Origin of the sequence: Microbacterium sp. LWH13-1.2, from assembly GCF_038397735.1 — a bacterium.
Classification (GTDB): Bacteria; Actinomycetota; Actinomycetes; order Actinomycetales; family Microbacteriaceae; genus Microbacterium.
In genome coordinates this window covers 2,087,252-2,099,789 of sequence record NZ_CP151635.1, presented here as the reverse complement: position 1 = coordinate 2,099,789, position 12,538 = coordinate 2,087,252, and the positions used below count along the sequence as shown (strand labels likewise).

The following is a 12,538-nucleotide window of genomic DNA, read 5'->3' as shown; positions in this document are numbered from 1 at the left end:
CGTGTCAGTTATCTGACACAGCTCAATGTATGTCAGAATACTGACATGAGTCAAGACGGTGCGGGCATCGACCTGGACACATCGCTCGGTTACCTGCTCAAGGAGGCTGCGAGTGCGCTCCGTGCGGCGATGGAAGAGGTGCTGCGCCCGCTCGGCATGACCATCACGCACTACTCCTGCCTCGAGCTGCTCGCACAGCGCCCCGGCCTGTCGAACTCCGAACTGGCCCGTGGCGCGTTCGTCACGAGGCAGTCGATGAATGTCCTGCTGCAGGGCCTCGAGCGCGACGGCATCGTGACGAGGCCCACGGAAGCGGTCGTCGGGAAGGCTCTCCCGACGACGCTGACCCCGCGGGGCAGGGAGCGGCTGGCGGCGGCGACGGTCGCGGTGCGATCGGTCGAGGTCGCGATGCTGGCGGGCATGACGGATGCCGAGCAGTCGGCGGCGTTCCGAGCGCTCCGGAGCATGACGCGCTCGCTGCGCGCCGATCCCGAATAGTCGGCAGTTTGGCACCGCTCCCATCCCTGTCATCGAGAGGGTTGACGGCGCTGAACGCATGTGTCAAGGGGTTGCGGATGCAAAATGTATGCGCTTACAATCACTCATGCGGCTTCGGCCGCGGGGTGCCCCGACCCGCGGGACCCCCTTCATGACACAGACGACATGAGGTGGCAGTGTGGCGAAGACGCACATGCTCCGACGCTGGCGGAGAGCCGCGATCGTGGGACTGGCGGCAGCAGCCGTCGTGCTCAGCGGTTGCAGCATCCAGATCAGTTCGCAGCCCGATCCATCGATCGGCGACGACACGATGCTCATCAATGCGGACAAGGGGAACCCGTTCTTCACGCGGAACTTCAACCCGTATCTGACCAACACGCGCACCGCATCGCGTTGGATCTATGAGCCGCTGATCCTGGTGAACCCGCTCGACGGAACCGAGAACCCGTGGCTGGCGACCGAATGGACCCAGCCCGACGCCCGCACGATCGTGATGACGATCCGCGACGACGTCGAGTGGAGCGACGGCGAGCAGCTGACGCCCGACGACGTGGCGTTCACGTTCCAGCTGCTCAAGGACAACCCCTCGCTCGACATCAAGGGCGCCTGGCAGCACCTCGAGACCGTCGAGGTCGACGGCGACGACGTCATCATGCACCTGCAGACCGATGACGCGCCGTCGCTGCCGATCCTCGGTCAGACCATGATCGTGCCCGAGCACCTCTGGTCCGACGTGAAGGATCCGGGCACCTATCGGAACGAGAACCCGGTCGGCACGGGCCCGTTCGTGCTCGGCAACTACAACGACCAGCAGTACTCGGTGGACAAGAACCCCGACTACTGGCAGGCCGACAAGATCGAGATCGAGCACATCATCCTGCCGTCCACGAACTCGCAGCTCGACACCGTCACGCGCGGTTACGACTGGGCCTACTCGTTCATCTCCGATGTCGAGGGCACATGGGGTGCGGCGAGCGATGACAACGCCTGGTGGTTCCCGCCGGGAGGCGTGATCGCGTTGATGCCGAACCTTGAGGTCGCCCCGTTCGACGACGTCAACGTGCGCCGAGGCATCGCGCTCTCACTCGACCGTGAGGAGATCGCCGAGACCGCCTCCGAGGGGTACATGGAGCCCGCAGGGCAGACCGGACTCATCCTCCCCAACCAGGAGGAGTACCTCGATCCGAGCATCCCCGACGCGGGCATGATCACGCAGGACACGGATGCCGCACTCGCGGCGTTCGCCGAAGCGGGATACACCCTCGACGGCGACCGCCTCGTCGGCGCCGACGGAGAGCAGCTCGAGTTCGCGCTGACGACCGCCAACGGCTACTCCGACTGGACCCGCGCGGCGCAGACGGTGCAGAGCCAGCTGGCGAAGGTCGGCGTCAAGGTGACCCTCAAGCTTCCGCAGCCGGCCGGCTACCAGAGCGCCATCAGCAACGGCGACTTCGAGATGGCCATCGGCGGCATGGGCAACGGCGACATCTACCAGGCGTACAACAACCTGCTCTCGAGCGAGTTCTACGTGCCCTCCGGTGAAGCCACCGCGAACAACTTCGAGCGCTACCGCTCGGATGAGGCCGACGCCCTGCTCAAGGAGTACCGCGAGACGGTGGACACCGCACGCCAGGCCGAGATCGTGAAGGAGCTGCAGGCGATCGTCTACGAGGAGATGCCGGTCATCGGCCTCTACTACGGCGGCATCTGGGGCCTGTTCAACGATTCCAAGTTCACCGGATGGCCCTCAGAGGACGACCCGTACATGATCCCGCAGAACTACGACTCGGCACCTCTGGGCATCTTCACCCGGCTCGAGCGCGTGAAGGAGGATGACCGATGAAGTACGTCCTCCAGAAGATCGGACTGTTCGTTCTCACCCTGTGGGCGGCCGTCACTCTGAACTTCTTCCTTCCGCGTCTCATGCCCGGCTCGCCGGCCGACGCCGCGATCGCGAAGCTCTCGCAGAACGGTCCGGTGTCGGATGCGACGAGGGCCGCGATCGAGGCTCAGCTCGGTGTTCCCACGGGCTCCCTGTGGGACCAGTACGTGGCCTACCTCGGTCAGGTCGCCCGACTCGACTTCGGTGTCTCGTACACGTTCTATCCGCAGAGCGTGTCGAGCATGGTCTCGACCGCGCTGCCGTACACGATCGGCCTGGTCGGCATCGTCACGATCCTCGCGTTCGTGATCGGCACACTGATCGGAACCGCCGCCGCCTGGCGCCGGGGCACGTGGCTCGATTCGCTGCCGACGCTGACCGGATCGTTCCTCAGCACCTTCCCGTACTTCTGGACGGCGCTGCTGCTGCTGTTCTTCTTCGGGTACGTGCTGCACTGGTTCCCGACGACGGGCGCCTACTCGGCGACCACCACGCCGGGCTTCACCTGGGACTTCCTCATCGACCTCGTGCAGCATGCGATCCTCCCGGCGGTCACGATCCTGTTGACCTCCCTCGGCGGATGGATCATCGGCATGCGCAACGCGATGATCAACACGCTGGGTGACGACTACGTGACCTTCGCCGAGGCGAACGGCCTGCACGGTCGCACCATCGCCCTGCGCTACGCCGCACGGAACGCGATCCTGCCGAACCTCACCGGCTTCGGGCTCACGCTCGGTGGCGTGGTCGGCGGATCGATCCTCGTGGAGCAGGTGTTCGGATATCCGGGTATCGGATACCTGCTCTTCAACGCCGTGATCGGGCAGGACTACCCGCTCATGCAGGCGCTCTTCCTGATGATCACCGTGAGCGTGCTCGTCGCCAACTTCCTCGTCGACATCCTGTACGGCGTGCTGGATCCAAGGACCCGCCGATGACCTCCACCATGAATGTCAAGGTTCCCTCCGACCGGATCGCGGCTCCCAGCCCGTGGCGCTCGTTCGCCCGGATGGTGGGCACCCTCTGGTCCAACGGCAAGGCTCGCCTCGGCCTCATCATCCTCGGGCTGTTCGTGCTGGTCGCGGTGTTCGCGCCGCTGCTCGCGCCCTACGGCCCGAAGGACAACTCGTTCGAGCGCAACGCCGACGCATCGGCCGCGCACTGGCTCGGCACCACGGCTGCGGGCGAAGACGTCCTGAGCCAGCTGATCTACGGCTCGCAGATCAGCCTGCTGGTCGGCATGGCCGCCGGAATCCTCTCCACGATCGTCGCCGTGCTGATCGGTCTCAGCTGGGGCTATATGCGCGGTTTCCTGGGGGAGGTGGTCGGCTTCATCGTCAACCTCTTCCTGGTGATCCCCGGACTCCCGCTGATGATCGTGATCGCCGCGTACCTGCAGAACGGCGGCATCCTGATGATCATCGCGGTCATCGTCGTCACCGGGTGGGCGTGGGGTGCGCGTGTGCTCCGCAGCCAGACCCAGTCGCTGCGAGGCAACGACTTCGTCACCTCGGCGCAGTTCTCGGGCGACAGCCGGGCGCGCATCGTGTTCCGCGAGATCCTGCCGAACATGACGTCGATCATCGCCGGCACGCTCTTCGGGGCGGCGACCGCGGCGATCCTCGCCGAGGCCGGACTCGAGTTCCTCGGGCTCGGCGACTCCAGCATCGTCAGCTGGGGAACGATGCTCTACTGGGCGCAGAACTCCAACTCCCTGCTCACCGGGCAGTGGCTGCTGCTGTTCGCCCCCGGTCTCTGCATCGCCCTGCTCGCTCTGAGCCTGACACTGATCAACTTCGGCGTGGACGGCATCTCCAATCCGCGCCTGCGAGAGGGGAAGGGCCGATGAGCGCCATGGAAGCGAACACCCCCGCGACCACGAACGACGTCCTGCTCGATGTCCAGGGCCTGTCCGTCGAGTACGCCTCGCCGGGGGCGACGCCGGTCACCGCCGTCGAGAACGTGTCGTTCACGCTGCGTCGGGGCGAGTTCGTCGGCCTCGTCGGCGAGTCGGGCTCGGGCAAGTCCACGCTCGGTTTCGCGCTGACACGGCTGCAGAAGCCGCCGGCTCGCATCAGTGGCGGGCGGATCCTGTTCGACGGCCGCGACATCCGCGAACTGGACGCCGAGGAGCTGCGTCGCCAGCGCCAGGGCGGATTCGCGATGGTGCTGCAATCGGGCATGAACGCGCTGAACCCCGTCCGCACGATCGGCAATCACTTCCGCGACATCTTCGCCGCGCACGGGCATGTGGCCCGAGACGCCCGGGATGCGAGGGCGAAGGAACTGGTCGGCAAGGTCGGTCTCGACCCCGTGGTGCTCTCCCGATACCCGAGTGAGCTCTCGGGCGGTATGCGCCAGCGCGCCTCGATCGCGCTCGCTCTATCGCTCGAGCCGCAGCTGATGGTGTTCGACGAGCCGACGACGGCTCTCGATGTGCTCGTGCAGCACGCCGTCATGGACACGATCAAGGATCTCCAGCGCTCCGAGCACTTCACCGCGATCCTCATCAGCCACGACCTGGGCATCGTTCTCGAGGCGACCGATCGCGTGATGGTGATGCACGAGGGGCGGATCGTCGAAGACGCACCGAGCCTCGACATCCTGCACCGGCCGCAGGACGAGTACACGCGGATGCTGCTGAGCCACTACGCCGACCCCAGGGCCGAGTCGATCTCGATCCCCGGGTTCGTGGATCTCGGCACCCGGCGCCGCGAGGGACACTCGCGCACCGACCTCACCGAGACTCTGCCCACGGTGTCGCAGCGCGACACCCGACGGGCTGATGCCGCGATCGTGGTCGAGGGCGTGTCCAAGCGCTACGCGGCTCCCCGTCGAGGGGAGAAGCCGGTGGTCGCCGTCGACGATGTCTCCTTCCGGCTCGAACCGGGCGAGGCTCTGGCTCTCGTCGGCGCCTCGGGATCGGGCAAGTCGACGATCGCGAAGCTCATCACCGGAGTCGAGAAGCCGACCGAGGGCACCGTGCGCTTCGGAGACGTCGACGTCGCGACCCTGCGACGCAAGGGTCTGCGCGACCTGCGCAAGGACGTGCAGATGGTGTTCCAGGATCCGTATGCGGCGCTGAACCCGCTGCACACGGTGGAGTACGCACTGAGCCGGCCGATCCGCAACTACACCCCGCTCCGCGGTGAGGAGGCGAGGGCCCGCGTGCTCGAGCTCCTCGAGACGGTGGGGCTGACACCCGTCGAGCAGTTCGCGGCCAAGCTGCCGCATCAGCTGTCGGGTGGCCAGCGCCAGCGCGTGGTCATCGCCCGGGCGCTCGCGAGCGATCCGCAGGTGCTGATCGCCGACGAGCCCGTATCGATGCTCGACGTGTCGCTGCGAGCCGGCGTGCTCGCCCTGCTCGAGGACCTGCGCGAGAGGTGGGGCATCAGCATGCTCTACATCACGCACGACCTGCTCAGCGCGCGTCTGGTCACCGAGAACATCCTCGTGCTCAACAGCGGTCGCGTCGTCGAACGCGGCGAGACCTCGCAGGTGCTTCAGCATCCGGAGGACGAGTACACCGTGCAGCTGCTCGACGCCGTGCCGAATCCGGCACGCGCCGAACGCTGACCGAAGACCCATCGCAAGACGAAAGGAGCACTCGTGCTCACATTCCCTGACGGCTTTCTCTGGGGCGCTGCGACCGCAGCCCATCAGGTGGAGGGGAACAACACGACCAGCAACTGGTGGGCCATGGAGCATGCTCCGGGCTCGCCGATGGTCGAGCCCTCGGGCGACGCCGCCGACCACTTCCACCGGTATCCGGAGGACATGCGTCTGCTGGCGGAGGCCGGTCTGAACTCGTACCGCTTCTCGATGGAGTGGGCCCGTATCGAACCGGAGCGCGGCTTCGTGTCTCGCGCCATGCTGGATCACTACCGACGCATGATCGACACGGCACGCGAGAACGGGCTCGACCCGACGGTGACCCTGATGCACTTCACGGTGCCGCAGTGGTTCCAGAAGGACGGCTTCTGGCGCGCGGACGACGCGGTCGACCTGTTCTCCCGCTACGTCGAGACGGTTCTCCCGATCCTCGAGGGCGTGACCTACGTCTGCACGATCAACGAGCCGAACATCGCGGCGATGCTCGCCGGGGGAGAGGATGCGGCGAACCTCGTCGCGTTCGGCCTGCCGAACCCCGACCTCGCGGTCGCCGACACCCTCCTCGACGCGCACCACCGCGCCTCCGAGATCCTGCACTCCGTCTCTGGTGTGCAGGCCGGATGGACGATCGCGACGCAGGCGTTCCACTCCACAGGAGAGCCGGGGGCCGACGAGATGCTCGCCGAGTACGGCGACCCGCGCGACCACTGGTACCTCGACCAGTCGGCCGGCGACGACTTCGTCGGCGTGCAGGCGTACACACGAACCTTCATCGGTCCCGAGGGCCCCCGACCCGTCGCGGACGATGTCGAGACGACGCTCACCGGGTGGGAGTTCTTCCCGGAGGCGCTCGAGATGGGCGTGCGCAGTGCGTGGGAGCGCAGCGGTGGCGTGCCGGTGCTCGTGACAGAGAACGGCATCGCGACCGGCGACGACACCAGGCGCATCGCCTACACGCAGGGCGCCCTCGAGGGGCTGCACCGGGCGATCTCCGACGGCATCGAGGTCAAGGCGTACCAGCACTGGAGCGCGCTCGACAATTACGAGTGGGCGAGCGGATTCCGACCGACCTTCGGTCTGATCGGCTTCGACCACCAGACTTTCGAGCGCTCCCCGAAGCCCTCGCTCGCCTGGCTCGGCGAGGTCGCACGTCGCAACGGGCTCTGAGCGGATGACCCCGGGGCGCTGCCCCGGGGTTACCCTCGGATCATGAGCCATGCAACCCGTCCGACGCGCGGTGACAGGCTCCGATCGGCGGCCGCCGGGCTGAGCGCGGCGGTCGCCGCGGTCGGCCTGGCGGAGCTCGTCGCGGCGGTCGTCGAGCCGAGCGCCAGCCCGTTCGCGGTGATCGGCAGCGGACTCATCGACCTCGCGCCCAGCTGGGCGAAGGATGCGGCCATCGCGCTGTTCGGCACCGGCGACAAGGTGGCGCTGATCACCGGCATCGCCGTGGTGCTCGTGGGTGTTGCGGCGCTCGCCGGCATCCTGGAGTCCCGCCGGGCGGGCGTGGGGTCGGCGATCCTCGGCGCCCTCGGTGTGCTCGCCCTGGTGGCGGCGATGATCCGCCCGGGCGCCGGCCCCTTCGCCTGGCTTCCCGGACTCGTCGCGGGAGTCACCGCGGTGGTCGCCCTCAGACTGCTCATGCGCGTCGTGCATCCGATTCCGTATCTGCGCGCCGAGCACGAGGAGCGCAGGCGGTTCCTGCTCTGGACCGCTGGCGTGGCCGCCGCAGGAGTCGCGGCGCTCGTCATCGGCACCGCCGCACGCGGTGCCACCCGATCGATCGAGGCTGTGCGCACGATGCTCCGGCTGCCTGCGCCGACGACGGCGGCTCCCGCCGTGCCTGCCGGCGCCGAGCTGGGGATCCCCGGTCTCGCCTCGGTCGTCACCTCGAACACCGAGTTCTACCGCATCGACACCGCGCTCATCGTCCCGCGGATCGACCCGGCAGACTGGTCTCTGCGCATCCACGGGATGGTCGAGCGTGAAGTCGTGATCTCGTGGGACGAGCTGCTGACCCTGCCGATGACGGAGTCGCACGTGACGCTCGCGTGCGTGTCGAACGAGGTCGGCGGCGATCTGATCGGCAACGCCCGCTGGCTCGGCCACCCGATCCGCGAACTGCTCGCCCGCGCGGGAGTCGACTCGGATGCCGACATGGTGCTGTCCCGGTCATCCGACGGGTTCACGGCGTCGACGCCGATCGAGGCGCTCACCGACGACCGCGACGCGCTGCTCGCCATCGGGATGAACGGCGAGCCGCTGCCGATCGAGCACGGCTTCCCGGTGCGCATGGTGGTGCCTGGTCTCTACGGCTACGTGTCGGCGACCAAGTGGGTGACCGAGCTGGAGGTCACCAGGTTCGATCGGGCTTCCGCGTACTGGACCGACCGCGGGTGGTCCGAGCGCGGCCCCGTCAAGCTGCAGTCGCGCATCGACGTGCCCCGGCGCGGCGCGCGGGTCGAGGCGGGTGACGCGGTCATCGCGGGCATGGCCTGGCAGCAGCACGTGGGGATCGACGGGGTCGAGGTGCGGATCGACGAGGGGCCGTGGCGCCGCGCCGAGCTCGCTGACGCCATCTCGGCCGACACCTGGGTGCAGTGGCGTCTGCCGTGGATGGCGGAGAGTGGAGCGCACACGATCGAGTGCCGGGCGCTCAGCGCTGAGGGCGAGACGCAGACCTCGGATCCTGCGGGAGTGGTGCCCGACGGCGCCCAGGGCTGGCACCGCATCGAGGTGTCGGTCGCCTGAGCGTAACGACCCTCGCCATCGCACCTAGAATTGTCCCCATGCCCGCAGGCGAATCGTTCTACATCACCACGCCCATCTACTACCCCTCCGATGTGCCTCACATCGGCCACGGGTACACCTCGGTGGCTGTCGACGCGCTCGCGCGCTGGCACCGTCAGGGCGGCGATGACACGTGGATGCTCACGGGCACCGACGAGCACGGCCAGAAGATGCTCCGCGCGGCGGCGGCGAACGACGTCACCCCGCAGGAATGGGTCGACAAGCTCGTGACCGAGGCGTGGTTCCCTCTGCTGGAGACCCTCGACGTGGCGAACGACGACTTCATCCGCACCACGCAGGAGCGGCACGAGACGAACGCTCAGAAGTTCTGGCAGACGATCTACGACCGCGGCTACATCTACGCGGGCGAGTACGAGGCGCTCTACTGCGTGGGCTGTGAAGAGTTCAAGCCCGAGTCCGAGATCCTCGACGGCACCGGTCCCTTCGAGGGGCTGAAGGTCTGCGCGATCCACTCCAAGCCTCTCGAACTGCTGCAGGAGAAGAACTACTTCTTCAAGCTCAGCGAGTTCCAGGACCGCCTGCTCGAGCTGTACAAGACACAGCCCGACTTCATCCGCCCGGAGTCCGCTCGCAACGAAGTCGTCTCGTTCGTTCGCCAGGGCTTGAAGGATCTCTCGATCTCGCGCTCGTCGTTCGACTGGGGCATCCCCATCCCGTGGGACACCTCGCACGTGCTGTACGTCTGGATCGATGCGCTGCTCAATTACGTCACCGGCGTCGGCTACGGCGCGGATGAGGACACCTTCGACCGCCGGTGGCCCGCGTATCACGTGGTCGGAAAAGACATCCTGCGCTTCCACGCCGTGATCTGGCCAGCCATGCTGATGGCAGCGGGCCTCGATGTTCCGAAGGGCGTGTTCGCGCACGGGTGGCTGCTCGTCGGCGGCGAGAAGATGTCGAAGTCGAAGCTCACCGGCATCGCTCCGACCGAGATCACCGACGTCTTCGGCTCCGACGCCTACCGCTACTACTTCCTCTCCGCGATCGCGTTCGGGCAGGACGGCTCGTTCTCGTGGGAAGACCTATCTGCCCGCTATCAGGCCGAGCTCGCCAACGGCTTCGGCAACCTCGCCTCGCGCACCACGGCGATGATCGAGAAGTACTTCGAGGGTGTCGTGCCGCCGCCCGCCGAATACACCGAGAACGACCTCGCGATCCAGAAGATCGTGGCGGATGCCGCATCGAACGCGGATGCCGCGATCGAGCAGTTCCGCATCGACGAGGCCATCTCGTCGATCTGGACCATCGTCGATGCCCTGAACGGCTACATCACCGCGAACGAGCCGTGGGCGCTGGCCAAGCAGGCGAACAGCGGAGACGAGGCTCAGCGCGGCCGTCTGGGAACGGTGCTCTACACGTGCGCCGAGGGCCTGCGCGCCCTCGCTGTGCTGCTCTCGCCGGTCATGCCGCAGTCGACCGAGAAGCTGTGGGTCGCCCTCGGAGCCGCCGAGAGCCTCGGACGCCTGCAGGACCAGCCGATCCGTGAGGCCGGAGCCTGGGGCGTGCTGCGCCCGGGTACCAGCGTCAACGGCCTCAGCCCGCTGTTCCCGCGCGTGGAGTCCGCTTCCTGAGCATGACCTACGTGCAGCAGCGAGACGGCGAGGGACGCAAGAACCTGCGGTATCCGGCGGCCCCCGAGCCGCTCGCCGTGCCCGTCTACGACAACCATGCGCACCTCGAGATCCTCGACGGCGACGAGCCTCTGTCGCTGACCGAGCAGCTCGATCGTGCCCAGGCCGTGGGCATCGCCGGGGTGGTGCAGGCGTCGGGTGACATCGAGTCGTCTCGCTGGGCGGTCGAGGCCGCGGAGTCGGACTCCCGGGTGCTCGCAGCGGTTGCGATCCACCCGAACGACGCGCCCGCGTACGCCGAAGAGGGGCGCCTCGATGAGGCCATCGCTGTGATCGACGAGCTCGCCGCGCACCCGCGGACGCGGGCGATCGGCGAGACGGGGCTCGACTTCTTCCGCACCGAGCCCGAGCGCCGGGCACCGCAGTTCGAGTCTTTCGAGGCGCATATCGCCCTCGCCAAGAAGCACGGCATCGCGATGCAGATCCACGACCGCGACGCGCACGACGCGGTGCTCGAGACTCTGACCCGGGTGGGGGCGCCGGACAAGACGGTGTTCCACTGCTTCTCGGGCGACGACGCGATGGCTCGGATCTGTGCAGACGCGGGGTATCACCTGTCCTTCGCCGGAAACGTCACGTTCAAGAACGCGCAGAACCTGCGCGATGCCCTGAAGGTGACGCCGCTCGATCGCATCCTCATCGAGACCGACGCCCCGTTCCTCACCCCGACGCCGCTGCGCGGCAGGCCCAACGCCCCGTACCTCGTACCGATCACGGTGCGGTTCATGGCAGCCGAGCTCGGCATCGAGGTCGACGAGCTGTCGGCTCAGCTCGCCGCCAACACGCTGCGGGTCTACGGCTCGTTCAGCGACTGATCCGCAGGGACTGCTGAGACGATCTGCGAGATCGGCTTCCAGACGAGCAGCAGCGTGAGCGCCGCGCCCACGAAGGCGAACCACCAGGGGGCCGTGAGCCCCCAGACCTGGGCGATCACGCCGCCGAGCGCCTGGCCGATCACCATGCCGCCGAACACGCCGACCATGTTGACCGAGGCGACCCGGCCCTGCAGTTCGGGCGGCACGAGGCGCTGACGGACCGTCGTCGAGATCGTGCCCCAGATGAACGCATAGGCGCCGAAGACGAACATGATCACGAGTGCGACCCACCCGGTGCTGGTGAGAGCGAAGGCGAGGTGCATCAGCACTTCGAGAGACAGCACGACGCGCATGAGCGTCGCGAACGACACGTGCCGTTCGAGCCACCCGAAGCACAGGGTGGCGAGGATGCCGCCGGCGGCGGACGCCGTGGTCAGCGCTCCATAGCCCACGGCGCCCATGTTCAGGTGCTCGGTGGCGTAGAGCACCAGCACGCCCCACGGGGCCGCCCAGGTCACGTTGAAGACCAGGATGATGAGCACCAGCATCCGCACCGGCGGGTTCTGCCACAGCCAGCGCAGCCCCTCGGCGATGTCGGTGTGCACGTGCGACTCGACACCCTCGCCTGCGGCCCGCGGAGGTACGGGCGTGCGCGCCATGCGCGAGATCAGGACGACGGCGAGCAGCACGCAGAGGATCTCGACCAGGAACGGCCAGGCCGTGCCTGCAGCGAAGAGGAACGCGCCGAGCGGGGGACCGGCGAACTGATTCGCGACCAGGTATCCCGCCTGCAGTCGCGCGTTGCCGACGCCGAGATCGGCGGGCTTGACGAGCATCGGCAGCAGCGTGCTGCCCGCCGTGTCGACGAACACCTCTGCCGTGCCGTAGAGGAACGCCACAGCCAGCACGATCCAGATGTTCGCGGTGCCCGTGAGCAGGAACGCGCAGAGACCCGCGAGCACCACGGCCCGGCCGGCGTTGGCGAACATCACCAGTCGTCGGCGGTCGAAGCGGTCGGCGATCGCGCCGGCGTGCAGGCCGAACAGCAGCCACGGGAGGAACTGCATGATGGCGCCGGCCGCGACGAGGATCGGCGACGACGTCATCGAGGCGATGAGCAGGGGAGCCGCTGCGAGGGCGACACCGTCTCCGACGTTGCTCGTCCACGACGACGCGAGCAGCCAGCGGAAGTCCCTGCCCATCCGGCGGGGCGCGATCAGTTCACCGAGGGAAGGCACCACAGAAGACTAGTGGGCGGCTCGGACACCGGTGGCGGCGTCGAACGCAGA

The 12,538-nt window shown here is 67.6% G+C and carries 10 protein-coding genes; 9 read left to right on the top strand and 1 reads right to left on the bottom strand.

Features of this window, described 5'->3' with window-relative positions; all coding sequences use genetic code 11:
• The first annotated feature begins 45 nt into the window (after positions 1-45).
• The 9 genes from MRBLWH13_RS09985 (at position 46) to MRBLWH13_RS09945 (ending at position 11,249) form a co-directional block, all read left to right on the top strand.
• Complete coding sequence (locus MRBLWH13_RS09985; protein WP_341954770.1) at positions 46-498, top strand: MarR family transcriptional regulator; 453 nt, start codon at positions 46-48, stop codon at positions 496-498.
• 178 nt (positions 499-676) lie between these two features.
• The gene (locus MRBLWH13_RS09980; RefSeq protein WP_341954767.1) at positions 677-2,341 is read left to right on the top strand and encodes an ABC transporter substrate-binding protein; all 1,665 of its coding nucleotides are present in this window, start codon (positions 677-679) and stop codon (positions 2,339-2,341) included.
• On the top strand, positions 2,338-3,318 hold the full coding sequence (locus MRBLWH13_RS09975; protein WP_341954765.1) for an ABC transporter permease: 981 nt from the start codon (positions 2,338-2,340) through the stop codon (positions 3,316-3,318). The genes MRBLWH13_RS09980 and MRBLWH13_RS09975 overlap by 4 nt, the downstream gene beginning before the upstream one ends.
• On the top strand, positions 3,315-4,229 hold the full coding sequence (locus MRBLWH13_RS09970) for an ABC transporter permease (RefSeq protein ID WP_194763583.1): 915 nt from the start codon (positions 3,315-3,317) through the stop codon (positions 4,227-4,229). Before MRBLWH13_RS09975 ends, MRBLWH13_RS09970 begins: the two co-directional genes overlap by 4 nt.
• A complete protein-coding gene (locus MRBLWH13_RS09965; RefSeq protein ID WP_341954761.1) occupies positions 4,226-5,956 on the top strand; it encodes an ABC transporter ATP-binding protein in 1,731 nt (576 codons plus the stop codon). Before MRBLWH13_RS09970 ends, MRBLWH13_RS09965 begins: the two co-directional genes overlap by 4 nt.
• A 33-nt stretch (positions 5,957-5,989) precedes the next feature.
• Entirely contained in the window at positions 5,990-7,159 is a 1,170-nt protein-coding gene (locus tag MRBLWH13_RS09960) for a family 1 glycosylhydrolase (RefSeq protein ID WP_341954759.1), read from the top strand.
• 42 nt (positions 7,160-7,201) lie between these two features.
• Positions 7,202-8,743 (top strand): molybdopterin-dependent oxidoreductase, encoded by a 1,542-nt coding sequence (locus tag MRBLWH13_RS09955; protein ID WP_341954756.1) that lies wholly within the window; start codon positions 7,202-7,204, stop codon positions 8,741-8,743.
• A 38-nt stretch (positions 8,744-8,781) separates the two neighbouring features.
• Positions 8,782-10,374 (top strand): methionine--tRNA ligase, encoded by a 1,593-nt coding sequence (gene metG, locus MRBLWH13_RS09950; RefSeq protein ID WP_341954754.1) that lies wholly within the window; start codon positions 8,782-8,784, stop codon positions 10,372-10,374.
• Between the two features lie 2 nt (positions 10,375-10,376).
• A complete protein-coding gene (locus MRBLWH13_RS09945; RefSeq protein ID WP_341954752.1) occupies positions 10,377-11,249 on the top strand; it encodes a TatD family hydrolase in 873 nt (290 codons plus the stop codon).
• Here the strand turns inward: MRBLWH13_RS09945 and MRBLWH13_RS09940 are convergent.
• Positions 11,228-12,487 (bottom strand): MFS transporter, encoded by a 1,260-nt coding sequence (locus tag MRBLWH13_RS09940; protein WP_341954750.1) that lies wholly within the window; start codon positions 12,485-12,487, stop codon positions 11,228-11,230. The two genes, MRBLWH13_RS09945 and MRBLWH13_RS09940, sit on opposite strands and share 22 nt — an antisense overlap.
• Between the last annotated feature and the right edge of the window lie 51 nt (positions 12,488-12,538).